This is a genomic window from Streptomyces sp. NBC_00212 (assembly GCF_045206365.1).
Taxonomy (GTDB): Bacteria; Actinomycetota; Actinomycetes; order Streptomycetales; family Streptomycetaceae; genus Streptomyces.
Genome location: NZ_CP108115.1, coordinates 3,058,736 through 3,083,472, shown reverse-complemented (window position 1 = coordinate 3,083,472; position 24,737 = coordinate 3,058,736). Strand labels below are relative to the sequence as shown.

Below are 24,737 nucleotides of genomic sequence, written 5' to 3'. Positions count from 1 at the left end.
CGCGTGGGCGCGACCAGCCACCGAATACCCGCAGTCGAAGCGCAGCCCCCTACAACTGCCCCTTGCGCGTCAGGTAGTTGAAGCACAGCCAGCCCGGCAGGACAGGGAGCCAGAACGTCAGCAGCCGGTACAGCAGCACTGCGGAAGTCGCGGTTTCGGCAGTCATGCCGGCAATGGTCAACGCTGTGGACAGCGCTAGCTCAACCGCCCCCACACCGCCCGGCGTCGGCGCCGCGGAGCCCAGCGCGTTGGCCGTCAGGAAGACCACCGCCACGCTCGCGTAGCTCAGCGTGTGCTCGCTGCCCGTACCGAAGGCACGGATCGACGCGTCCAGGCACATCACGAACACGCCGGTCAGGAGCAGCATGCCGCCGATCCCGGTGATCAGCTTCTGCGGCCGCTGGAGCACGTCCAGCATGCGTGGCACCACCCCGGCGAACAGCGAGCGGACCCGGCTGACCACGAACTTCCGCAGGAACGGGACCGCGGTGACCACCAGGATCAGGACGGCCGCCGTGAGCAGACCCGCGATCACCGTGCGGGACGGCGAGAGTTCCGAGGTCTGCTCGGTGCCGGTCACGTAGCCGAAGATCAGCAGCAGCGAGATGTGCGAGGCGAGCCCGAAGAGCTGTGACGCGCCGACGCTCGCCACCGCGAGCCCCGGACGTACCCCCGCGCGCTGGAGGAACCGCGTGTTGAGGGCGACACCGCCGACCGCCGCCGGCGCCACCAGCTTCACGAACGAGCCCGCCACCTGCGCGATCACGGCCCGCCAGAACGGCACCCGCTCCGGCACGAAGCCGAGCAGGCTGGCAGCCGCGGCCGGGTAGGACAGCGCCGAGAACAGCACGGCCGCCGCGACCCAGCCCCACTGGGCGTTCGCGATCAGGTCGCCGAACTTGATGTTGGTGAGCTGCACCAGGAGGAAGTACGCGGCGAAGGCCCCCGCCACGAAACTGATCAAGGTCTTCACCTTGATGCGTTCGAGGCGTACCGGCTCGACCGGGGCCTGCGGGCGGATCAGCAGCACCTGGTGGCGGATCTGGGTGAGCAGATCGTCCTCTTTCGCCTCGTCCAGGGCCTCGTCGATGGCCAGCTTCTCGGCCTTCTTCTCCGCCTTGACGGCCTTGCGGTCGTCAAGGACCGGGACCGCTTCGGGGTGCGCCGCGGCCTCCTTGGCGGCGGCCGCCTCCGCGGCCTTCGCCTCCTTCGCCGCGTCCGACGCCTCCAGAACCGCCTCGCGCTCGCGCTGCGCCTGCTCGCGGCCGAGCTTGCGCAGCGTGGCACGGGTGGAGCGGCTCAGCGCGATGGGCTGGAGCAGCGGGAGGCTGTCGGCGACCGCGTCCGGGCCGAGCACGTCGAGGGCGGAGGCGACCGAGCGCTCGGCGCCGACGCGCAGGCCGAGGGTGGTCAGGAGCTGGGCGACGTCCATGCGGAGCACGATGTCGCCGGCCGCGATCTCGCCGCCGCGCAGGTCGGTCACGATCACCTTGCCGGAACGATCCACCAGGATCGCGTCGCCCGCCAGCCTGCGGTGCGCGATCCGCCGCGACTGGAGCGCCTCGACCTGCCGCCACGTCTCGCGCAGCAGGTCGTCGGTGAGCTCCGCGTCCTCCAGGGAGTCCAGGGAACGGCCGCCGGTGTGCTCGTACACCAGCATCACGGCGTCCGGGCCGAGCTCGGAGGTGGCGATCAGCTTGGGCGCGTTCGCCCCGGCCGCGATCGCCGCGTACGCGAGGAGCGCCTCCTGCTCCAGGGCCTGTCTGAGCGACTGGATCGATCGGCGGGTGGTGATGGAGCGCAGTGTCAGGCGGCGCCACACCCGGTAGAAGAAGCCCTGCGCCTGCTGCTCGCGGTCGACCACCGTGACGTCGAGCGGCGGGCCGTCCTGCAGCGTGACCAGATACCGCCGGCCGCGCTCGCCCTGCTCCATCGAGTCCGGTACGTCCTCGGCGCGCAGCGCGGTCACCGGGTTGAAGCCGACGTGGCGGAGCCCCGCGAGCAGGGTTTGCCCGGTGGGCCGCACATTGGGCGAGCCGACCGCGTAGAGCGTGCCGTACGCGACCGTCCAGCCGATCAGGATCGTCACGATGATCGAGAACGGGGTGGTCTGTTCGCCGACCAGTACGGCGAAGGAGTTGAGCAGCAGCACCGCCCACAGCGCGACCCGCCACCTGGGTCTGCGGGCCATTCCCACGGCCGTCATATAGGCGATGACGGGGGCGAGATAGCCGTGCACGGGGTCGGTGAGGGAGCCCGAGGGCGACATCCGGGTCAGCGCCTCGGTGATTGAGCCCGGGGCGGACTTGGCGACCCACAGGTCGGTGGCGAGGGCGACGCCGTGCGCGAGCACCGCGGCGAGTACGCCGTCCGCGATCCGCAGTCCGTCACGTTTGATCAGCCGCTCGATGGCGAAGGCGACGGGCAGTACGAGGACGGCGATGCTGGAGGCGAGCCCGGCGAGGCGGATCAGGACGTCGGGGGCGCCGGTGGTGCCGTTGGTGATGTCGTTTTCCAGGCCGGACGTCGTGCCGTGCGCGAAGGCGGCGATGGCCAGGACGACGGCGATCGCGAGCACACCGGTGAGCAGCCGGAGCAGGTCCGAGGGGCGGTGCACGCGGGCGGGCAGCAGAGGTTCGTCCACGGAGACGCGCTCGATGGAGCCCGAGGTGTCGTCGCACGGGGCGCCGCCGCCCTTGGTGCCCTTGTCGCACCGGACGGAGTCCGTGCCTTCGGAGCCTTCGGGACGCCGGTCGCCTTCGGGGCTCGGGGAGCCCTCGCGGGCGCCGGATCCTTCGGAGCGCTCGTGGCCTGCGGGGCGGTCGGGGCCCTTGTGGCTCTCGGGGTTTTCGTGGTCCGCGGAGTCTTCGGCGGCCTCGTAGCGCTCGCCGTCCGCGTGGCCCGCGGAGGCTTCGGGCCCGGTTCCTGGGTGGGACTCCGCGCCGGGTGCCGAGCCGTCGCCCGTCGGCCCGGAAGCTTCGGGTGCGGCGGGCTGCCGCCCCGTTTCAGGGGTGCTGCTCGCCGCCGCCTCGGGTGGCTGCACGCCCCGCTCCTTCGCTGCCTCGTCCGACTTGTCTCTGTCTCGTATCACCGCTCACCGCCCGCATGATGGTGGCATGTCCAGAGATCCCAGGGGGGCATCAGGGTGCATTGCCAGGGCGTGCGCTGTGTGAGTTGCGCCCCTTTACCGTTCCGCGACCGGGCTGCGACCGGATATGGCTCGACCCGGGGCGGCTGTCGGTGGCGTACGGCAGGATGGAGCGGATGAGCGAGGAGCAGCGGGACCGGGCGGGCGAGGTGCTGCCCGAGATCCCCGCATACGCGGAACGGGTCCTTGAGGTCGCCGAGCACATCCCGCCGGGCCGGGTGATGACGTACGGGGACGTCGCCGAATGGCTCGGCGAGGGCGGGCCGCGCCAGGTCGGCCGGGTCATGGCGCTCTACGGCGGCGCGGTGCCGTGGTGGCGCGTGGTGCGGTCGGACGGCGCGCTGCTGCCCGGACACGAGCTGCGGGCCCTGGCGCACTACCGCGACGAGGCCACCCCGCTGCGCGAGGCGGGCCGGTCCGCCGAGGGCCACCTGCCGCGGCTCGACATGCGGCGGGCACGCTGGGACGGCACCGAAGGCGGCGCGGTCGGCGGGCTCGGCGGCGGGGCGGCTCATACCTGACAGCTTCCGCCATCCGGCAATGCCGGGGGCGGCCTGAGGACCGTACGGATGACTCGCTGCGTTCCGGTCGCGGTTCGGCGTACCGTCGAGGGTCTGCGCCGGCCGCGCAGGCCTCGTAACCACCATCACGACCAGCACACCCACCAGGACCGGCGATCCACGTGAGCTCCTCCTCTTCCACCGGGCGTCAGACGTACCAGCAGGTACGTCGGCGGTCCCCCGGCGCGTACCGACTGGTGCGTACCCCGCCGGACCCGGTGGATCCCCCCCTCCTTGACGCACCCCAGCGCAGGGTGGTTGACCACCGCTCGGGTCCGCTTCTCGTGCTCGCGGGGCCCGGCACCGGCAAGACGACCACCCTGGTGGAGGCGGTCGCGGCCAAGGTGGCGGCCGGCACGGACCCCGAACGCATCCTGGTGCTCACCTTCAGCCGCAAGGCCGCGGTCGAGCTCCGCGACCGGATGGCGCTGCGCCTGGGCGTCGGCGCGAAGAGCCCGCAGGCCACCACGTTCCACTCGTACTGCTACGCGCTGGTCCGGGCGCACCAGGATGCCGAGCTGTTCCGCGAGCCCCTGCGCCTGCTGTCCGGCCCCGAACAGGACGTGGCCGTACGCGACCTGCTCGCCGGGCAGATCGACCTCCAGCGCACCGGCCTCGCGCATGTGAGCTGGCCCGACGAGCTGCGGGCCTGCCTGACCACGCGCGGCTTCGCCGACGAGGTGCGCGCGGTGCTCGCCCGCAGCCGGGAACTGGGCCTCGGCCCCGACGCCCTGGCCCGCTTCGCCGAGCGCGCGGGCCGCCCGGACTGGAAGGCGGCCTCGGCGTTCCTCGCCGAGTACCTCGACGTCCTCGACCTCCAGGGCGTCCTGGACTACGCCGAACTCGTGCACCGCGCGGTGCTGCTCGCCGAACGCATCGAGCTGCCCTCCTATGAGGCGGTGTTCGTCGACGAGTACCAGGACACCGACCCGGCGCAGGTACGGCTCCTGAAGGCGCTGGCGGGGGGTGGCCGCACGCTCGTCGCCTTCGGCGACCCGGACCAGTCGATCTACACGTTCCGGGGTGCCGACATCAACGGCATCCTCGACTTCCCCGACACGTTCGCGCGTACGGACGGGAGCCCGGCGCCGGTCGAGGTCCTCACCACGTCCCGCCGCTCGGGCACGGCCCTGCTGGCCGCCACCCGGCTGCTGACCCGCCGCATGCCGCTGCCGCGACTGCCCGCCGAGCGGGTCCGCGCCCACCGGGACCTGTCGCCGACCCGTACCGGCGGCCGCGTGGAGACGTACACGTACCCCACGGCCTCCACCGAGCTGGACAACATCGCGGACCTGCTGCGCCGCGCCCACCTCGAAGAGGGCGTCCCCTGGCAGGAGATGGCGGTCCTGGTCCGCGCGGGCACCCGCACGATCCCGGCCCTGCGCCGCGCCCTGACGACGGCGGGCATCCCCGTGGACACGTCGGGTGCCGACACGCCGCTGCGCGCCGAGCCGGCGGTGTCGCCGCTGTTGACGGCGCTGCGGGTGGTGGCGGAGGCGGCGTTGAAGGGCGCTTCGGGGGGCGGGGTGTCCGCGCCCGCGGGGGAGGGGGCCGCAGGCGAGGGTGGTGAGAAGGACGGGGCCGGTGCCGGGGGTTCCGCGCCCGTCAGCCTCGTCCACCTTGGCAGGGACACGGCGAACAGCCCCGTAGCATCCCCCGCCCGGCTCGACCCCGAGACCGCGCACACCCTGCTCACCTCGCCGCTGGGCGGCATGGACACCGCCGACCTGCGGCGCCTCGGGCGGGCCCTGCGCGACGAGGAGCGGGCAGCGGGCAACCGAGTCCCGGCCCCCTCGGACGTTCTCCTGGCCCGGGCCCTGACCGAGCCCGAGCGGCTCGTCGCGCACGACCCCTCGTACGCCCGCGGCGCCCAGCGGCTCGGCGCGCTGCTGCGCAAGGCCCGCGAGCTCCTGGCCGGTGGCGGCACCGCCGCCGAGGCGCTCTGGGAGCTGTGGAACGGCACCCCTTGGCCGCAGCGCCTGGAACGCGCGGCGCTGCGCGGCGGGGCCGGCGGGCGGGCCGCCGACCGCGATCTGGACGCCGTCTGCGCCCTGTTCGACACCGCGGCCCGCGCCGAGGAGCGCACCGGCGGCCGGGGCGCGCTCAACTTCCTCGAAGAGGTCGACGCGCAGGACATAGCGGCCGACACCCTGACCCGCCGGGCCGCCCGCCCGGACGCGGTGCGCGTCATGACCGCCCACCGCTCCAAAGGCCTGGAGTGGAGCCTCGTCGTGGTCGCCGGGGTGCAGGAAGGACTCTGGCCCGACCTGCGCCGCCGGGGTTCGCTCCTCGAAGCCGACCGGATCGGCCGCGACGGCCTGGCCGAACCGCTCACCCCGGGCGCGCTGCTCGCCGAAGAACGACGCCTCTTCTATGTCGCGGCCACCCGCGCCCGGGACCGCCTCGTGGTGACCGCCGTCAAGGCCCCGGCCGACGACGGCGACCAGCCGTCCCGCTTCCTCACCGAGCTGGGCGTCGAGCCCCAGGACACTACGGGCCGCCCCCGCCGCCCCCTGGCCGTCGCCGCGCTGGTCGCCGAGCTGCGCGCCACGACCGTCGACCCGGCGGCCTCCGACGCGCTGCGCGAGGCCGCCGCCGAACGCCTGGGCCGACTGGCCGCGCTGGCCGACGACGAGGGCCAGCCGCTGGTCCCGGCGGCGCATCCACACCGCTGGTGGGGCCTGTACGAGCCGACCCGCTCGGAGGTCCCGCTGCGCGACCGCGCCGTCCCCGTCGCGCTGTCGGGCAGCGCCCTGGACCAGCTGGCCAACACCTGCGCCCTGCAATGGTTCCTGGGCCGCGAGGTCAAGGCGGACGCGCCCGCTACGGCCGCCCAGGGCTTCGGCAACGTGGTCCACGTCCTGGCCGACGAGGTCGCCTCCGGCCGCACCCCGGCCGACCTGGCCGTCCTGATGGAACGCCTGGACTCGGTCTGGGACGCGCTCGCCTTCGACGCACCCTGGAAGTCGGTCCAGGAGAAGCAGAACGCGCGCGCCGCCCTGGAACGCTTCCTCCAGTGGCACACCCTGGACCGCGCGGGGCGCACCCCGGTCGCCACGGAGCACGGCTTCGACGTGACCCTGGAGGCGGGGGAGTACGAGGTGCGCATCCGGGGCTCCATGGACCGCGTCGAGCAGGACGTCGAAGGCCGCGCGTACGTGGTCGACTTCAAGACCGGCAAGCAGTCGCCCACGGCCGCGGAGGTGGCCGCCCACCCGCAGCTGGCCGTCTACCAGCTGGCGGTGCGGGAGGGCGCCCTGGACGAGGCCTTCGACGGCCGCCGCCCCGACCCCGGCGGCGCCGAACTGGTCCACCTGCGCCAGCCCGCCCCCAAACGCGAGGGCGGCGAGGCGTACCCGAAGGTCCAGTCCCAGCAGCCCTTGACGGGCGAGTGGGTCGGCGACCTACTGGCCACGGCGGCAGGCCGAGTCCTGGACGAACAGTTCACCCCGACCGCGGGCACGCATTGCACGCACTGCACGTTCAGGGCGTCGTGCACGGCCCAGCCGGAGGGGCGGCAGGTGGTGGAGTAACCCCGGGGTGCGAGGGGTCCGGGGCGGAGCCCCGAAGGGGGTGCAGGGGGCGAAGCCCCCGCGGGGGTCTGGGGGCGAAGCCCCAGAAAACCCCTTCCTCCGCTCCACCCACCCCCGGCGGGTTTCGGGAAGGGGTGGGGTGGGGCAATGCCCGCCGCAGGCGCCCCCCCCACCTGCACCCGAACCCTCACGACCCCCCACTGTCAGCACCCCCCACTACCCTTTCAACCGTGCCCACCCCCCTCAGCGACCCCGAGCAGCTCAAAGAGCTCCTCGGCATCCCGTTCACCCCGGAGCAGACGGCCTGCATCACCGCGCCGCCCGCCCCGCAGGTCATCGTGGCCGGGGCCGGGTCCGGGAAGACGACCGTCATGGCCGCCCGGGTCGTGTGGCTGGTGGGCACCGGCCAGGTCGCGCCCGAGCAGGTCCTGGGCCTGACCTTCACCAACAAGGCGGCCGGCGAGCTCGCCGAGCGCGTGCGCACCGCGCTGATCAGGGCGGGCATCACCGACCCGGATGCCCCGGAGCCGGAGCAGGGCGAGCCCGGGATCTCCACGTACCACGCGTTCGCGGGGCGGCTGCTCACCGACCACGGCCTGCGCATAGGCCTGGAGCCCACATCGCGGCTCCTCGCCGACGCCACCCGCTTCCAGCTCGCCGCCCGCGTGCTGCGCGAGGCCCCCGGGCCGTACCCGACGCTCACCAAGTCGTTCGCCTCCCTGGTCAGCGACCTGCTCGCGCTCGACGCCGAGCTCGCGGAACACCTCGTACGACCCGAGCGCCTCGCCGCGTACGACCGGGACCTGCTGCGGGCCCTGGAGGGCGCCAGGCTCAGCAACGCCGAGCTGCGCAAGGTGCCCGAGGCCGCCGCCGCCCGGCTCGAACTGCTCGACCTGACCACTCGCTACCGCGCCGCCAAGAAGAGCCGCGACCTGCTCGACTTCGGCGACCAGATCGCGCTGTCCGCCGAGCTCGCCCTCACCCACCCCGAGGTCGGCCGGATCCTGCGCGAGGAGTTCAAGGTGGTGCTCCTCGACGAGTACCAGGACACCTCCGTCGCCCAGCGCCGGCTGCTCGCCGCGCTCTTCGGCGGCGGCACCGGCCATGCCGTGACCGCCGTCGGCGACCCCTGCCAGGCCATCTACGGCTGGCGCGGCGCCTCGGTCGCCAACCTCGACGACTTCCCCCGCCACTTCCCGTACGCCGACGGCCGCCCCGCCACCCGCTACGCGCTTTCCGAGAACCGCCGCAGCGGCGGCCGCCTCCTCGACCTCGCCAACTCCCTTGCCACGCCGCTGCGTTCGATGCACGAAGGGGTGGAGGCGCTGCGCCCGGCCCCCGGCGCCGAGCGGGACGGCAGCGTGCGCGTAGCCCTGCTCGACACCCACCAGGAGGAGATCGAGTGGCTCGCCGACTCGATCGCCCACCTCGTGCGCACCGGCAGGGCGCCCGGCGAGATCGCCGTCCTGTGCCGTACGGCGGGCGACTTCCCGCAGATCCAGGGAGCCCTGGTGGCCCGCGACATCCCGGTCGAGGTCGTCGGCCTCTCCGGGCTGCTCCACCTGCCCGAGGTCGCCGACCTCGTGGCGGTCTGCGAAGTCCTCCAGGACCCGGGCGCAAACGCCTCGCTGGTACGGATCCTGACCGGCCCGCGCTGGCGCATCGGCCCCCGGGACCTGGCGCTGCTCGGCCGCCGCGCCCGCAATCTCGTACGCCGCGTCACCGGCGAAGCCGACGACCCCGACCAGCGCCTCGCCGACGCCGTCGAGGGGGTCGACCCGGCCGAGGTGATCTCGCTCGCCGACGCCCTGGACACCTTCCTCGAAGGCGCCGAGGACGACGAGCTGCCCTTCTCCGCCGAGGCCCGCGTCCGCTTCGCCCGCCTCGCCGCCGAACTGCGCGACCTGCGCCGCTCGCTCGCCGACCCGCTCATGGACGTACTGCACCGCGTCCTGAGCGTCACCGGCCTCGAAGTCGAGCTCTCCGCCTCCCCGCACGCCCTGGCCGCCCGCCGCCGCGAGACGCTCTCCGGCTTCCTCGACACCGCGGCGAGCTTCGCGGCGCTCGACGGCGAGGCCTCGCTCCTCGCCTTCCTCGGCTTCCTGCGCACCGCCGCCCAGTACGAGAAGGGCCTGGACAACGCGCTGCCCGGCGGCGAGAACACGGTGAAGGTGCTCACCGCGCACAAGTCCAAGGGCCTGGAGTGGGACGTCGTCGCCGTCCCGGGCCTGGTCACCGCAACGTTCCCCTCCACCCAGTCGAGGGAAGCCTGGACGTCCCAGGCGAAGGTCCTGCCGCACGCGCTGCGCGGCGACGCCCCGACGCTGCCGGTCGTCGAGGAGTGGGACGCGAAGGGCCTCAAGTCCTTCAAGGAGGCGATGAAGGACCACCAGCACACCGAGGAACTGCGCCTGGGGTACGTCACGTTCACCCGCCCCCGCACCCTGCTGCTCGGCTCCGGCCACTGGTGGGGCCCGAGCCAGAAGAAGCCCCGGGGCCCCTCCGCCTTCCTGCACGCGCTGTACGAGCACTGCGCGGCGGGCCACGGCGAGATCGAGGCGTGGGCGGACGAACCGGCCGAGGACGCCGAGAACCCCGCCCTCCACGAGTCCGCCACCACCCACGCCTGGCCGCTCCCGCTGGACCCGGACTCCCTGGCCCGCCGCCGAGCCGCCGCGGAACGCGTCCTGGCCCACATGGCGACCCCGGTCGCAGAAGCTCCGCCCCGCGACGAAGCGTCCCCCTCTTATGAGGACGCGCCCTACCAGGACGCCCCTTACGAGAGCGAGCCGTACGAGAGCGAGCCGTTCCCTCCGGACGAGGCGTTCCCTCCTTACGAAGAACCTTACGAAGAGCCTTACGGAGAAGGGGAGTTGGGCAGTCCCGTCGACCTGGCCGAGGACTGGGACCTGCTGCCCACGGAGCGCCCGGTCACCACCTCGCCGTCCGCCGACGCGGAGATCGAGCCCGCCCCGGCCGAGCCCGCCTCCGTCGACCACGCCGAGCACACCCGCAGCGCCCCCCGCACCGACACCGGAGCCCGCGACCACACCCTGGCCCGGACCCCGGCCGGCATCCCCGCCCCCCGCCTCACCCCCGAGGACCGCCGCACCCTGCACTCCTGGGACCGCGACCTGGAGGCGCTCACCACCGAGCTCCGCCGGGCCCGCGCCACCACCCGCGAGGTCGAGGTGCCGGCCTCGCTCACCGCGTCCGAGCTGCTCAGGCTGGCCGCCGACCCCGACGGCTTCGCCCGGGACCTGGCCCGCCCCATGCCGCGCCGCCCGCAGCCGGCCGCCCGCCGGGGCACCCGGTTCCACGCCTGGGTGGAGTCCCGCTTCGAGGAGCTCCCGCTGCCCATGCTGGGCCCGGACGAGCTGCCCGGGGCGGACGACACCGAAGCCGACATCGCGGACGAGCGCGATCTGGCCGCCCTCAAGGAGGCCTTCGAGCGCACCCCCTACGCGGCCCGCACGCCGTACCGCACCGAGGCCCCCATCCAGCTGACGCTGGCGGGCCGGGTGATTAGGGGCCGGATCGACGCCGTCTACAAGGAGGGCGACGGCGACCTCGCCACGTACGAGATCGTCGACTGGAAGACCGGCCGGCAGGCTACCGCCGACCCGCTCCAGCTGGCGGTCTACCGGGTCGCCTGGGCCGAGCAGCTCGGCGTCCCGCTGGAGTCGGTCGGGGCCGCGTTCGTGTACGTACGCACAGGTGAGACGGTCCGCCCGGCCCGGCTGCCGGACCGCGCCGAGCTGGAGGGGATCCTGCTCGGGCAGCGTCCGCAGGGCGGACCGGCGGACCGGCCACCGCCCCCGGCCGGATAGGCTCAAGGACATGAGCGAGACCCCGGACAGCGCCGTCCAGACCGCCACCGAGACGGTGCGCACGTACATCGAGCAGCACCGCGCCGCCTTCCTCGACGACCTCGCGGAGTGGCTGCGCATCCCGTCCGTGTCGGCCCAGCCCGACCACGACGCCGACGTACGGCGCAGCGCCGACTGGCTCGCCGCCAAACTCAGGGAAACCGGCTTCCCGGTCGCCGAGATCCTGGACACCCCGGGCGCCCCGGCCGTCTACGCCGAATGGCCCTCGGGCAAGGCGGGCGCCCCGACCGTCCTGGTCTACGGCCACCACGACGTACAGCCCGCGGCCCGCGAGGACGGCTGGGACACCGACCCGTTCGAGCCGGTGATCACCGACGGGCGGATGTACGGGCGCGGCGCCGCCGACGACAAGGGCCAGGTGTTCTTCCACACCCTCGGCGTCCGCGCGCACCTCGCGGCCACCGGCCGCACCGCCCCCGCCGTCAACCTGAAGCTCCTGATCGAGGGCGAGGAGGAGTCGGGTTCGCCGCACTTCCGGGCCCTCGTGGAGCAGCACGCCGAGCGCCTCGCGGCCGACGCCGTGATCGTCTCCGACACCGGCATGTGGTCCGAGGACACCCCCACCGTGTGCACGGGCATGCGCGGCCTCGCCGAGTGCGAGATCCAGCTGTACGGACCCGGCCAGGACATCCACTCCGGCTCCTTCGGCGGAGCCGTCCCCAACCCGGCGACGGCCGCGGCCCGCCTGGTGGCGGCCCTGCACGACGCCGACGAGCACGTCACGGTCCCCGGCTTCTACGACGGCATCGCGGAGCTCACCGACGCCGAGCGCGAGCTCTTCGCCGAGCTGCCCTTCGACGAGGCCGAGTGGCTGGGCACCGCCAAGTCGCGGGCGGCCCTGGGCGAGGCCGGGTTCTCCACGCTGGAGCGGATCTGGGCCCGCCCGACCGCCGAGGTCAACGGCATCGGCGGCGGCTACCAGGGCCCCGGCGGCAAGACGATCATCCCGTCGTCGGCCATGGTGAAGCTGTCCTTCCGCCTGGTCGCGGGCCAGGACCCCCAGCGCATCGAGAAGCTCGTCACCGACTGGGCCGCCGAGCGGATCCCTGCCGGGGTCCGGCACGAGATCACCTGGAGCGCGGGCACCCGGCCGTGCCTGACGCCGCTCGGCCACCCGGCGCTCCAGTCCGTCGTGCGGGCGATGGGCGAGGCGTTCGGCACGAAGGTCCGCTTCACCCGCGAGGGCGGCTCGGGACCGGCCGCCGACCTCCAGGACGTACTCGCGGCGCCCGTCCTGTTCCTGGGCATCTCGGTCCCTTCCGACGGCTGGCACGCGCCGAACGAGAAGGTCGAACTGGATCTGCTGTTCAAGGGCGTCGAGACCACGGCCCACCTGTGGAGCGACCTCGCCGCCACGACAGCCTGATCCGCCAGCCTGACCACCGGCTGACAGAAATCGCTGAACACACCATCCACCCGGGGGAGTTGGAAGCACCTGTGAGCACCACCAGCAGTGAAGCCATCACGGACCAGCCGATCGGGCTCGCCACGCCGATCGGTCTCACCGCGCCCAGCGGCATCGACCGGGCGGCCCACCACCGCCTCGACGAGGCGTGGCTGGCCGCCGCCTGGAGCCACCCGTCGACCCGGGTCTTCGTGGTCTCCGGCGGCCAGGTCCTGATCGACGACGCCCCGGACGGGCGTACGGAGCTCGTCATGACCCCGGCCTTCGAGGCCCCGGTCACCGAGACCCACCGCTACTTCCTGGGCACCGACGAGGACGGCGTCAGCTACTTCGCGCTCCAGAAGGACGCCCTGCCCGGCCGCATGGACCAGTCGGCCCGGCCCGCCGGACTGCGTGAGGCCGGCCTCCTGCTGTCCCCGCGCGACGCGAGCCTGATGACGCACGCCGTCGCCCTGGAGAACTGGCAGCGCCTGCACCGCTTCTGCTCCCGCTGCGGCGAGCGCACCATGATCGCGGCGGCCGGCCACATCCGCCGCTGCCCGGCGTGCGGAGCCGAGCACTACCCGCGCACCGACCCGGCCGTGATCATGCTGGTCACCGACGAGCACGACCGGGCGCTGCTCGGCCGCCAGGTGCACTGGCCCGAGGGCCGCTTCTCCACCCTGGCGGGCTTCGTGGAGCCCGGCGAGTCCATCGAGCAGTCGGTGCGCCGCGAGGTCTTCGAGGAGGCCGGCGTCACGGTCGGCCCGGTCGAGTACGTCGCAAGCCAGCCCTGGCCGTTCCCGTCCAGCCTGATGCTCGGCTTCATGGCGAAGGCCACTTCGTCCGAGATCAACGTGGACGGCGAGGAGATCCACGAGGCCCGCTGGTTCTCCCGCGAGGACCTGGCCGCCGCCTTCGAGTCCGGCGAGGTCCTGCCCCCGTACGGCATCTCGATCGCGGCCCGCCTGATCGAGCTCTGGTACGGCAAGCCCCTGCCGAAGCCGACGCACTGACCCGGATCCGTCTGCGGTATCCCTCCATACGGAAGGCCCCCGTCCGAGGCAGGACGGGGGCCTTCCGGTTCAGCCGCGGTACGGCGCTCTCAGACGCCGATCTTCTGCTTGACCTGTGCGAGCGACGGGTTGGTCAGCGTCGAGCCGTCGCCGAAGAGCACGGTCGGGACCGTCTGGTTGCCGCCGTTGGCCTTCTCCACGAACTCCGCCGACGCCGGGTCGTGCTCGATGTTGACCTCGGTGTACGCGATGCCCTCGCGGTCCATCTGCTTCTTCAGCCGCTGGCAGTAGCCGCACCAAGTGGTGCTGTACATCGTCACAGTGCCCGGCATGTCTTCGCGCTCCTCTGTATCGCTGACTGGCGTGCGCGCCCCGCCGAATGCGGTTCCGCACGCTCTGGAACGTACGAGGGCCGATCACCATTCCCGCACCGGGCCGGTATGTGACCGAATCGCCACCACGGCCGCCCTCGTGGCTGTTCGGCCAGGTGCCCGGCGCATGGTGGAGGCGGCGCGGCCCGCATTAGTACGACTGCGGGCGCCCCCTGTGGACAACGCGGCGCACCGGCCCCGGGCGACCTGGCAGCATGGCGGGGTGACATCAGCAACGCACTCCACTCTCTTCCCGCCGGTCCCGGACACGGCCGACGCGGTGCTCGACGGGCTCGACCCCGAGCAGCGCGAGGTCGCGACGGCCCTGCACGGCCCGGTGTGCGTGCTGGCCGGCGCGGGCACGGGCAAGACCCGAGCGATCACCCACCGGATCGCGTACGGGGTGCGCTCGGGGATCCTCCCGCAGTCGGGCGTGCTGGCCGTCACGTTCACCAACCGGGCAGCCGCCGAGATGCGCGGCCGGCTGCGGGAGCTCGGCGTCGGCAGCGTCCAGGCCCGGACCTTCCACTCGGCTGCCCTGCGCCAGCTCCAGTTCTTCTGGCGGGGAGCCGTCGGCGGCGAGTACCCGCCCCGGCTCGTCGAGCGCAAGGTCCAGCTGGTCGCCGAGGCGGCCGCCCGCAGCGGTCTCCGCCTCGACCGCAACGAGCTGCGCGACGTGACCGGCGAGATCGAGTGGGCGAAGGTCACCCAGCGGGTGCCCGACGACTACGCGGCGGCCGTCGCCAAGTCGCACCGCGAACCGCCCCGCGACCCGGCCGAGATCGCCCAGATCTACCGGACGTACGAGCAGCTCAAGCAGGACCGGGTGGTGATCGACTTCGAGGACGTGCTGCTGCTCCTGGTCGGCATCCTGCAGTACCGGGAGGACATCGCACAGCAGGTGCGCCGCCAGTACCAGCACTTCGTGGTGGACGAGTACCAGGACGTCAGCCCCCTCCAGCAGCGCCTGCTCGACCTGTGGGTGGGCGACAGCGGAAACGTGTGCGTGGTCGGCGACGCGAGCCAGACCATCTACTCCTTCACCGGCGCCACCCCCGACTACCTCCTCGACTTCCGCACCCGCCACCCGAACGCGACGGTGGTCAAGCTGGTCCGGGACTACCGCTCCACCCCCCAGGTCGTGCACCTCGCCAACGGGCTGCTCAACCAGGCCACCGGCCGCGCCGCCGAGCACCGGCTCGAACTGGTCTCGCAGCGCGAGAAGGGCCCCGAGCCCGTCTACACGGAGTACGGGGACGAGCCCGCCGAGGCCGAGGGCGTCGCCCGGCGCATCCGCGACCTGATCCGCTCCGGGGTCCCGGCCGGGGAGATCGCGGTGCTGTACCGGATCAATGCCCAGTCCGAGATCTACGAGCAGGCCCTGGCGGACCTCGACGTGCCGTACCAGCTGCGCGGCGCCGAGCGGTTCTTCGAGCGCCCCGAGGTCCGCGAGGCGACGACCGCCATCCGAGGCGCTTCCGTGGCCGGCCGCAACGACTCGCTGCTCGACGACGCCGTGGACCTGCCCTCCCAGGTGCGGGCCGTGCTCGGCACCAAGGGCTGGACGGCCGTGCCCCCGAAAGGCTCCGGAGCGATGCGCGACAAGTGGGAGTCGCTGGCCGCCATCGTCCGCCTCGCCGAGGACTACGCGCGGGCGAAGCCCGACGCCGAGCTGTCCGACCTGGCGGCAGAGCTCCGCGCCCGGGAAGAAGCCCAGCACGCCCCGACCGTGCAGGGCGTCACCCTCGCCTCGCTGCACGCGGCCAAGGGCCTGGAGTGGGACGCCGTGTTCCTGGTCGGCCTCACCGAGGGCATGCTGCCGATCACGTACGCCAAGACGGACGAGCAGATCGAGGAGGAGCGCCGGCTGCTGTACGTCGGCGTCACGCGCGCCCGGCTCCACCTCGGGCTCTCCTGGTCGCTCTCGCGCTCTCCCGGCGGCCGGGCCCACCGTCGCGCCAGCCAGTTCCTGGACGGTCTGCGACCGGGCTCCGGATCCCGAGCCGCCCGGGCGGCAGCGGGTGGCGCGGGAGGCATCGAGCGCGGCCCCGCCGTCCGCAAGCGCGTGCGCCGGGGCCCGGTGCTGTGCCGGGTGTGCGGGAAAACACTCACCGAAGCCGGCGAGATGAAGCTGATGCGCTGCGAGGACTGCCCCTCGGACATGGACGAGGCGCTGTACGAGCGGCTCCGCGACTGGCGCTCCCACCAGGCGAAGGAGCTGGGCATGCCCCCGTACGTCGTCTTCACCGACAAGACGCTCATGGCGATCGCGGAGGCCGTGCCGTCCAACGGGCACGAGCTCGCGGTGATCTCCGGCGTGGGTGCCCGCAAGCTGGATCGGTTCGGCACCGACGTCCTGGCCATCTGCGCTGGTGAGGAGCCTGGAGGAGTCGACGAGACAGGTTCATGAAAACTCGTCGAAAAAATAGTTTGCGCCCGCCCCAGGAATCCCCATAGGTTCTTAACCACGGAAACGAGAGCTTCTCCGAAGCCCGGTCTCCGTGCTGTACTTAGCTGTACTTATCCGAATACGCATGGGATCAGGCCGCGAGGCCGAAGTCCCCGAGACGCCGAGAGGAGGCGAGACCAGTGGCCAGCTACATCGAGATCACCACCAGCTTCATCAGCACCAAAGTGACGGACCGCTCGGTCGCCGCCACCTGCACGCTCGGCTCTTCGTTCCAGGGCACCGGTCTGTCCGCCGGCGCCTCCGGTCTCGTCGGCATCTCCGCCGTCGTTCCGGCCTCCCTGGCGAGCCTCCCCGTGCGTGATGAGCGCAATGAGCGACCGATCCAGGCGCCGGGAGCAGCAGTAGCGAAGGGACGGGCTCAGGCCCACGCCTTTGCGGCGACCGGTGCCGGAGCCGAGAAGCAGACGAAGCACTACCAGCACCACACGATGTGGGCCTTCCGTGGGCTCGAACCCTGGAGTGATCCAGCCTGATCCAGATCAGGCAGGCGCCTTCAGGGCCGCGGAACCCCATCAGGGATCCGCGGCCCTTCTGTTTGTCCCGAACGGGACGGACGGAGTGAAGGGGGCCTCGGTGCCAGCCGAAACCCGGCCGACCGGCCGGACCGACACAGCCGAACAAGACGAGGAAGAAATCACCGTGCAACTCGAAGCGCACGCCCCGTCCGTACCGCCCGCCCCGACTCTCCCCCCGCCCGGTCTCACGGAGGACCCCGCCTTGACTCCCCTCACTGCGCTCACCGCGCTCGACGACGCCATCGAGAACCTCGGCGTACCCGTCCCCTGCCGTTCGTTCGACCCGGAGGTCTTCTTCGCCGAGTCGCCGGCCGATGTCGAGTACGCCAAGTCGCTCTGCCAGACCTGCCCCCTGATGGCCGCCTGCCTCGCGGGTGCCAAGGAGCGGCGCGAGCCGTGGGGCGTCTGGGGCGGCGAGCTCTTCGTCCAGGGTGTGGTTGTTGCCCGCAAGCGGCCGCGTGGCCGCCCGCGCAAGAACCCGGTCGCGGCATGAACCGCCCGGGAACCATCGACCACCCCCGAACGAACGACCCCCAGAAGCAGGCCCCGATGACGACGTCCGCCAGCGAGCCCACCGGCTCCGCGACCCCAGACTTCACCACCACCGGCGCGAACGAGTCGCGTCAGAACAGGACCCTCGAAATGCAACTCATGCCAGAAGCCCTGGCCCGTGCGCATATGAACCAGCGGCTGCGGGAAGCCGAGGTGGAGCGCCAGGCCGTACGCATGGTCGCCGCCCGGCGGATGCAGCGGCGCGCCGAGCGCGCGTCGATGCGCGCCCGCCGTGCCCTCGCCATGGCCGTCATGCACTGACGGCCGGCGTCGGCTCGTACGACCAGGAAGTGAGCAATCAGACGCGGGGGCCGGTCCGAACGGACCGGCCCCCGCGGTGCGTTGTGGCCTCAAAGGTCCGGGCACGGCGGTATCGTCGCGAGGTGGACGACCAGAATCGGCCGGTGGCCGAAACCATCGTGTGCTCCCACTGCGGGACCCCGGCCCCTGCCGAGGGCCCACCGCCGACCTGGACCTACTCGGTCGAGAACGGCACCGGACGCTACTACTGCGACGACTGCTCCCGCGCCAACATCAGGGCCATCGAAGGCAGGCTCGACGCCTCCTGGTGGTAGCGCCCGGGCCCGCCCCCAGGCCTCCCGGCCCCGTTCTCACGCCTCCTCGGCAGCCTCCGGCTCCGACTCGCCCGGGGCGTCCGCCAGGAACCCGGGCATCCACTCCTCCAGCTCGTCCCGCATGCGCACCGTCGCGTCCAACTGGCACAGCACGCCGATGGTGGACAGCGTCACGCGGTGTATCAGCAGATACGACGGCGGCAGGTTGAGCTGCTTGCCCAACTGGTGGGCGGGGGAGCGGGGGTCGGCGATCCGGGCCGCCTGCCCGCGCATCCAGCCCCGGCTGAAGGTGAACTCGTCGGCCTGGGCCGGCTCGATGATCGGCAGCAGATAGTCGAGGACGGCGTCCGGGTCGAGGTCGATGGACTCCTTGACGAAGCCCTCCCCGCGCAGCAGCTCGTACACGGCCTCGGCCTCGCCCTCCAGCGTCATCCGCAGGGACTCGCCGATCGTCGCGGGCAGCCCGCCGGGGAGCCGGTCCACCGTGCCGAAGTCCATGACGCCGAGCCGCCATTGACCGCCCGCCTTCTCGGGCGGCAGCAGCCGGAAGTTGCCCGGGTGGGGATCGGCGTGCAGCAGCCCGGTCCTGGCCGGGCCCGAGAACAGGAACCGGGTCAGCAACTGCCCGGCCCGGTCCCGCTGTTCCGGCGTGCCGTCCTTGATCACGTCCGAGAGCGGTATCCCCTCGATCCACTCGGTCACCAGGACCTGGTCGCACTGGTGCACCACATCGGGCACCAGCACATCCCCGTCGCCCGCGAACTCCGCGGCGTGCTCCCGCTGGGCCCGCGCCTCCAGCTCGTAGTCCAGCTCCTCCGAGACCCGGTCGCGCAGCTCGGTGATGAGCGGCTTGATGTCCATCCCCGGAATCAGCGGGCCGAGCAGCCGGGCGAACCGGCTGAGCTGCGTCAGGTCCGAGAGCAGCGCCTCGCCGGCCCCCGGGTACTGCACCTTGACGGCCACCTCGCGCCCGTCGTGCCACACCGCCCGGTGCACCTGCCCGATCGAGGCGGCCGCCGCCGGCTTCTCCTCGAACTCCAGGAACAACTCCCGCCAGTCGGCGCCGATCCGCTCCTCCAGTACGGCGTGGACCGTGCGGGTGGGCATCGGCGGCGCCGCTTCCTGGAGCTTGGTCAGGGCGGCCCGGTAGGGGCCTGCGACCTCCTCCGGGAGAGCCGACTCGAAGACGGACAGCGCCTGCCCGAACTTCATCGCGCCCCCCTTCAGCTCGCCCAGGACCTTGAAGAGCTGCTCGGCGGTGCGCTGCTGGAGCTCGCGCGCCACCAGCTCGGCGGACTTCCCGCCGATCCGCTTGCCCAGGCCCCAGGTGGCCCGGCCGGCGAAGCCAAGTGGCAGCGCGGCCAGCTTGGCGGTCCGGGTGACCGCCTTCCGGGGAAGATCAGACATGCGCCCCTCCAAATCCCAGACAGCAGCGCCCTCGGAGGCGTTACCGGGCCATTGTGTCGTGTGGCCCCACCGCCTTTGAGACCTGCTCCCCCTGAGTGTTCCCGACCGCGCCGCAGAAGCAGTCGTGGTGTGGCTCGATCGGTGTGGACCGCCAGTCGAGCCCGGGCAGCGAGGCCTCCCAGCGGCTGCCCGTGCTCGCCGGAAGATCACCGTCGAGAAACGCCAGCGCGTGCCCGGCGGCGAGACCCGCGACCGCCGTCGCGAGCGCCAGGTCGCAGGCCGGCACGGCGGTGCGCTGCCGCCCCGAGCGCCACTGCGCGAGCAGCCGCGGCCAGCCCGGGTCGCGCTCCGTGCGGCCGAGCGAGAGACATCCCGCGCACCCGGTGCCGCCGGGCAGCACCAGCGGTCCCACCACCCCCGTCGTCTCCGCAACTCCCGCGTACAGATGGGGAATTCCGGCTCCGATCCAGTCCTCGGCGTCCGCCGCGTTCGGCGCGTACACGTCGAGTGCCTCGCGCGGGGCGACCACGATCAGGGAGAGCGGGACCTGCTCCGCGTCCCGCCCCTGGCGCGGCGGCCCGCCCGGCGCGGTCCGTCGCACCAGCTGTCCCGCCGCCGTCGCCCGCCGCTCGCCGAGGGCCCGTTCGGGCAGCCCGCCCGGCGCCACGTCGCCCGGCTGCGCGACGCCCCCGTCGAGGACGTCGACCCGGCCCACCCCGGACCCCGAGAGCACCGCGGCGATGGTCGCGCCGACCCGCCCGGCGCCGCGCACCTGAACCCGTATGGCCCTGCGGGCCGCCAGCCTGCGCGCCGCGTCGCCCGGCTCCGGGTGGACGAGGGAGAGGGAAGCCAGATCCGGCCGTAGTCGCTCCAGCGCATCCGACCGATTCCGTAACGCATCGGCCGCCGGGCCGCCCGCCGTCGGATCGTCCACGACGCCCGCCGCCGTCAACCGGGCCACCAGCTCGTCCACTTGACCCGGTGGCAGCTTGAGGGCGCGCGCCCGCTCGTACAGGAGCGGCAGGCCCTGGGTGCCGTCGAGCATCTCCAGGAAATGGCCCGTCGCCGGGTCCACCGGAGACACGACCACCGCCTGCGCGGGCGTGATCCCGAACTGCACGGTCTGCCGGTCCCGCCAGGCCCGGCGCAGTGCCGGCTTCAGCATCGGATGCATGGTCGAACCCCCGTTGTCCCGCACCTCCGCGCGTCCCCGGAACCTGCCCGATCGCAGGCCGTCGCGCGGCATGGGGCCAGAATGCACCGCTGCGGTGAAGGCCGTGAAAAGTTGTCCACAGGCGAGGGGTATTAGTCATTCAAATGCTGCACCCCGGCGGATGGATCATGGCTCAACCGTCCCGGAGGCGGGACTTCCCCCACTGACAGCGGGTAACGTCGGGGCGTGCCCGCCGACCCACTGCAGAGTGCCGGAAGCCCGCCGCGCAGCCCCACCAGCCTGCCGCCACGCGGTTCGGCGACGAGCGCGGTCGAGGTCCGCCGCAGCACCCGGCGCAGCAGAACGGTCTCCGCGTACCGCGAGGGCGACCGCACCATCGTGCTGATCCCGGCCCGGATGTCCGAGGCGGAGGAGCAGCGCTGGGTCACGGTAATGCTGGACAAACTGGCCGCGCAGGAGAGCAAGCGCATGCTGGGCGACGCGGAACTTACCGAGCGCGCCGAGCGTCTTTCCGAGCAGTACTTCGAGGGCCGGGCCCGCCCCGCGTCGGTGCGCTGGGTGACCAATCAGAACACCCGCTGGGGCTCGTGCACCCCGGCCGAGGGCAGCATCCGCCTCTCGCACCGGCTCCAGGGCATGCCCGAGTACGTCGTCGACTATGTGCTCGTCCACGAGCTGGCCCACCTGCTGGTGCCCGGCCACGGACCCCGGTTCTGGCGGCTCCTGGACGCCTATCCGCGCACCGAACGGGCCCGCGGCTACCTCGAAGGCGTGGTGGCCGCCGACCGGCTTCCGCACCTGCCCGCCGCTCGCGGAGAGTGAGAGTCGGCGGTTCTGTACCGAATGTGTAGCGGCTTCGCCGATTGTCCGAGGCAGCCGTTAGCCTGGCGCGACGCAATCACCTCGGGATGGGGGACGGTCGGTACGCATGGCCAGGGAATTCCAGCGCGGCCACAAGGCCAAGGTCAGTGATCTCACGGCAGGGACGGATCTGTACGTAGGCGTGCAGATCGGCGGTCCCGGGCTGACCTTCGACATCAGCTGCTTCGGGCTCGACGCCAACGAGCAGCTGTCCGACGACCGTTACTTCGTCTTCTTCAACCAGCCGAAATCCCCTGAGGAGTCGATCCAGCTCCTCGGTGCCCAGTCCGGTGACACCGAGTCGTTCCGCGTCACCCTGGACCGCGTCCCGGCGAACATCCACAAGCTCTCCTTCACCGCGACGCTCGACGGAGCGGGCCAGATGTCGCAGGTGGGCCCGGGCTACATCCGGGTCGTCGCCGGCGGCGAGGAAGTCGTCCGGTACGCCTTCACCGGTGCGGAGTTCAGCACCGAGCGGGCCGTGATGCTCGGTGACTTCTACCTGAAGGACGTCTGGCGCTTCGCCGCCGTCGGCCAGGGTTTCGACGGTGGCCTCGAAGCCCTCCTGAAGAACTTCGGCGGCGAGGTCCTGGAGGAGGAGCCCGCGGCCCCGCAGCAGCCTGAGCCGCAGGGTGCGACGCCCGGTTTCGCGCCGCCGCCCCAAGCCGCCGTCCCGGCCCCGCAGTTCGGCACCCCGGCGCCCGCCCCGCAGCCCGCGCCCTCCTTCGGGGCACCGGTGCCGGCGCCTGCCCCGGCCGCCCCGCAGCACTACGCGCCGCCGCCGCAGGGATCCACTCCTCCTCCGCCGCCTCCCGCGCCCAGCCCGCAGATCCATGCGGCCCCCACCATCGCCGCGCCCATGCACCTGGTGCCCGGTACCGTGCCGCCGCCGCCCGCGCCTTCTCCGTACGGGCAGCCGCCCCAGCCCCAGTACGGACAGCCGCCGCAGCAGCCGCAGTTCGGCCAGCAGCCCGGCCACATTCCGGGCCAGGTCCCGCCGCCGGGTGCCCCCGCCCCGTACGGTCAGCCGGCGCCCTATGGGCAGCCCGCGCCCTATGGGCAGCCGCAGGCCATGCCCCAGGGCGGTGGCGGCCTCCACGCCGCAATCCAGATGTACAAGGAACTGCCCACCGGCCAGCGCTGGACGTCGCAGAACAAGCAGCTGGTCCGGGTCGACCTCGGCGCGGGCGGCCAGCCGGTCCTCGCCCGCCAGGGCAGCATGGTCATGTACCAGGGCAAGGTCGACTTCGGCTACAAGGGAGCAGGCTTCGCGGGCCGGATCGTCGGCAACGCGACCGGCCAGGAAATGCAGTTGATGCGCTGCTCCGGCCGCGGCCAGGTCTTCCTCGCCGAGAACAGCGCCTATCTGCACCCCATCGAGCTCCAGGGCGACGGCATCTGCGTCTCCGCCGAGAACGTCCTGGCCTTCGACGAGTCGCTCCAGTACGAGGTCCGCCGCATCGAGGGGCACGGCATCCCCGGCGGCGCCCTGTTCACCATGCTCTTCCAGGGCACCGGCACCGTCGTCGTCATGACGCACGGCACCCCGGTGGTGCTGCCGGTCACGCCGACCACGTTCGCCGACAGCGACGCGATCGTCGCCTGGTCCGCCGCGTCCCAGGTGATCGTCTCCAGCCAGGTCAGGCTGCGCCGCAACGCCTATCCCGGGCACAGCGGCGAGTCCGTCAATCTCCAGTTCCGGGGCGCCCCCGGCAACTTCATCGTCGTCCAGCCGTACGAGGTCTGAGGGAGCCCGAACAATGAACCAGCAACTTGCGGGCTACGCCCCGACCCCCGTCGCGGCCCGGATGGAGAACCACGGCAGCGCCATGCTCAAGGTGGCCATGGCCACCGGCCAGGACCTGCTCGCCCGGGTCGGCTCGATGGTCGCCTACGAGGGCTTCATCCAGTACGAGCCCAACCCGCCCGCCGTGCGCCAGATGGCCCGGGACTGGATCACCGGCGAGGGCGCGCCCCTCATGAAGTGCACCGGCGACGGGCTGCTCTACCTGGCCGACTACGGCGCCAACGTTGTGATCGTCAACCTCAACAACGACGCGCTCTCCGTCAACGGCACCAATGTGCTCGCCTTCGACGCGAGCCTCCAGTGGGGCGTCGAACGGGTCAAGGGGCTCGCCAAGTTCGCGGGCCAGGGCCTGTTCAACGTGAAGATTTCCGGCACCGGCTGGGTCGCCCTGACCTCGCGCGGCACCCCGGTCGTCGTCGACTGCGGGAGCGGCGAGGACGAGACGTACGTCGACCCGGACGCGCTTGTCGCCTGGTCCCCGAACCTGAAGGTGAAGGGCAAGCGCAGCTTCAAGGCGTCCTCGCTGATCGGCCGGGGCAGCGGGGAGGCGTTCCAGATGGCCTTCTCGGGCCAGGGCATCGTCGTCGTACAGCCGAGTGAGGACAGCACGGACCGCCTGCGGGCCCGGGGCTAGGGGGAGAGACACCATGCAGAGCCCGCTTTTCAGCTACACCGAGCAGCAGTCCCAGGAGCGGTACACGGCGCAGAACCCGCAGCTGCTGCGGGCCGTGCTCACCGGCCACGACGACCTGCTGGCCCGCAAGGGTTCGATGGTCGCCTACCAGGGGCTGATGGAGTTCGACGGCGAGTACCAGTCGAACGGCCAGCAGCGCGCCCGCGCCCACACCGGCGAGGGCCTGGACCTGATGCGCGTCTCGGGCCAGGGCACGGTCTACCTCGCCAACCTGGCCCAGCACGTCCACGTGGTGGACGTCGACCGGGACGGGCTGACCGTCGACAGCGGCTACGTCCTCGCGATGGACTCCTCGCTGCACCACGAGGTCATCGCCGTGGACAGCCAGTACGGGGTCTCCGGCACCGGCAAGTACCAGCTCAACATCACCGGCACCGGCAAGGTCGTCCTGATGACCTCGGGCCAGCCGCTGATGCTCCAGGTCACGCCCGACAAGTACGTCAACGCGGACGCGGACGCGATCGTGGCCTGGTCGACGTCGTTGCGCGTCCAGATGCAGGCGCAGACGCACTCCACGGGCGTCTGGCGCCGTCGCGGCAACACGGGCGAGGGCTGGGAACTGAGCTTCCTGGGCCAGGGTTTCGCCCTCGTCCAGCCGAGCGAGGTGCTGCCGCCGCAGAACGCGGTGATCGGGCAGGGCATGCGCGCCCAGTACGGCATGGGCCAACAGGGCGTCCACGCACAGAACCAGGGCAACGCCTGGAGCTAGGCCCATCGCGGTAAGGGGCGCTCGCCATGGCGAACGCCCCTTACTTTTGCGCCAGTTGTAGCCGGGTCTGT

Annotated in this window: 18 protein-coding genes; 14 read left to right on the top strand and 4 right to left on the bottom strand. The window is 72.5% G+C overall.

Annotated features, from left to right (window positions below; translation table 11 throughout):
* Positions 1 to 49: 49 nt before the first annotated feature.
* Positions 50 to 3,043, bottom strand: a complete 2,994-nt coding sequence (locus tag OHA17_RS13840; protein ID WP_406506917.1) for a lysylphosphatidylglycerol synthase domain-containing protein — start codon at positions 3,041 to 3,043, stop codon at positions 50 to 52.
* Between the two features lie 212 nt (positions 3,044 to 3,255).
* On the opposite strand from OHA17_RS13840, the gene OHA17_RS13835 reads away from it, so the two are divergent.
* From OHA17_RS13835 to nudC, 5 genes are all read left to right on the top strand, one after another.
* Complete coding sequence (locus tag OHA17_RS13835; protein ID WP_406510709.1) at positions 3,256 to 3,669, top strand: MGMT family protein; 414 nt, start codon at positions 3,256 to 3,258, stop codon at positions 3,667 to 3,669.
* Between the two features lie 161 nt (positions 3,670 to 3,830).
* A complete protein-coding gene (locus OHA17_RS13830; RefSeq protein WP_406506916.1) occupies positions 3,831 to 7,241 on the top strand; it encodes an ATP-dependent helicase in 3,411 nt (1,136 codons plus the stop codon).
* 230 nt (positions 7,242 to 7,471) lie between these two features.
* On the top strand, positions 7,472 to 11,071 hold the full coding sequence (locus OHA17_RS13825) for an ATP-dependent helicase (protein WP_406506915.1): 3,600 nt from the start codon (positions 7,472 to 7,474) through the stop codon (positions 11,069 to 11,071).
* Positions 11,072 to 11,081: 10 nt separating this feature from the next.
* A complete protein-coding gene (locus tag OHA17_RS13820; RefSeq protein WP_406506914.1) occupies positions 11,082 to 12,497 on the top strand; it encodes a dipeptidase in 1,416 nt (471 codons plus the stop codon).
* A gap of 71 nt (positions 12,498 to 12,568) precedes the next feature.
* Positions 12,569 to 13,531 (top strand): NAD(+) diphosphatase, encoded by a 963-nt coding sequence (gene nudC / locus OHA17_RS13815; protein WP_406506913.1) that lies wholly within the window; start codon positions 12,569 to 12,571, stop codon positions 13,529 to 13,531.
* A gap of 89 nt (positions 13,532 to 13,620) precedes the next feature.
* Here nudC and OHA17_RS13810 read toward each other — a convergent pair whose 3' ends face one another.
* Positions 13,621 to 13,863, bottom strand: coding sequence for a mycoredoxin (locus tag OHA17_RS13810; protein WP_053729899.1), 243 nt, complete (start codon positions 13,861 to 13,863; stop codon positions 13,621 to 13,623).
* Between the two features lie 262 nt (positions 13,864 to 14,125).
* Between OHA17_RS13810 and OHA17_RS13805 the strand changes: the two genes are divergently transcribed.
* The 5 genes from OHA17_RS13805 (at position 14,126) to OHA17_RS13785 (ending at position 18,014) form a co-directional block, all read left to right on the top strand.
* Entirely contained in the window at positions 14,126 to 16,312 is a 2,187-nt protein-coding gene (locus OHA17_RS13805) for an ATP-dependent DNA helicase UvrD2 (RefSeq protein WP_406506912.1), read from the top strand.
* Positions 16,313 to 16,491: 179 nt separating this feature from the next.
* Entirely contained in the window at positions 16,492 to 16,845 is a 354-nt protein-coding gene (locus OHA17_RS13800; RefSeq protein ID WP_398876267.1) for a hypothetical protein, read from the top strand.
* Between the two features lie 166 nt (positions 16,846 to 17,011).
* Positions 17,012 to 17,380, top strand: a complete 369-nt coding sequence (locus OHA17_RS13795) for a WhiB family transcriptional regulator (protein WP_053729898.1) — start codon at positions 17,012 to 17,014, stop codon at positions 17,378 to 17,380.
* Positions 17,377 to 17,700, top strand: coding sequence for a hypothetical protein (locus tag OHA17_RS13790; RefSeq protein WP_398876266.1), 324 nt, complete (start codon positions 17,377 to 17,379; stop codon positions 17,698 to 17,700). The genes OHA17_RS13795 and OHA17_RS13790 overlap by 4 nt, the downstream gene beginning before the upstream one ends.
* A gap of 122 nt (positions 17,701 to 17,822) precedes the next feature.
* Complete coding sequence (locus OHA17_RS13785; protein WP_053729896.1) at positions 17,823 to 18,014, top strand: hypothetical protein; 192 nt, start codon at positions 17,823 to 17,825, stop codon at positions 18,012 to 18,014.
* Between the two features lie 36 nt (positions 18,015 to 18,050).
* Here OHA17_RS13785 and OHA17_RS13780 read toward each other — a convergent pair whose 3' ends face one another.
* Both OHA17_RS13780 and OHA17_RS13775 read right to left on the bottom strand, forming a co-directional pair.
* A complete protein-coding gene (locus OHA17_RS13780) occupies positions 18,051 to 19,421 on the bottom strand; it encodes an ABC1 kinase family protein (protein ID WP_406506911.1) in 1,371 nt (456 codons plus the stop codon).
* A gap of 40 nt (positions 19,422 to 19,461) precedes the next feature.
* A complete protein-coding gene (locus tag OHA17_RS13775; protein ID WP_406506910.1) occupies positions 19,462 to 20,595 on the bottom strand; it encodes a ThiF family adenylyltransferase in 1,134 nt (377 codons plus the stop codon).
* A gap of 225 nt (positions 20,596 to 20,820) precedes the next feature.
* On the opposite strand from OHA17_RS13775, the gene OHA17_RS13770 reads away from it, so the two are divergent.
* The 4 genes from OHA17_RS13770 (at position 20,821) to OHA17_RS13755 (ending at position 24,666) form a co-directional block, all read left to right on the top strand.
* Entirely contained in the window at positions 20,821 to 21,417 is a 597-nt protein-coding gene (locus tag OHA17_RS13770; RefSeq protein WP_053729894.1) for a M48 family metallopeptidase, read from the top strand.
* Between the two features lie 106 nt (positions 21,418 to 21,523).
* Positions 21,524 to 23,203 carry a TerD family protein gene (locus OHA17_RS13765; protein WP_406506909.1) on the top strand — a complete coding sequence of 560 codons (1,680 nt, stop codon included), beginning with the start codon at positions 21,524 to 21,526 and terminating at the stop codon, positions 23,201 to 23,203.
* A 13-nt stretch (positions 23,204 to 23,216) separates the two neighbouring features.
* A complete protein-coding gene (locus OHA17_RS13760; protein ID WP_406506908.1) occupies positions 23,217 to 23,897 on the top strand; it encodes an AIM24 family protein in 681 nt (226 codons plus the stop codon).
* A gap of 13 nt (positions 23,898 to 23,910) precedes the next feature.
* The gene (locus OHA17_RS13755) at positions 23,911 to 24,666 is read left to right on the top strand and encodes an AIM24 family protein (protein WP_406506907.1); all 756 of its coding nucleotides are present in this window, start codon (positions 23,911 to 23,913) and stop codon (positions 24,664 to 24,666) included.
* Positions 24,667 to 24,737: the final 71 nt, after the last annotated feature.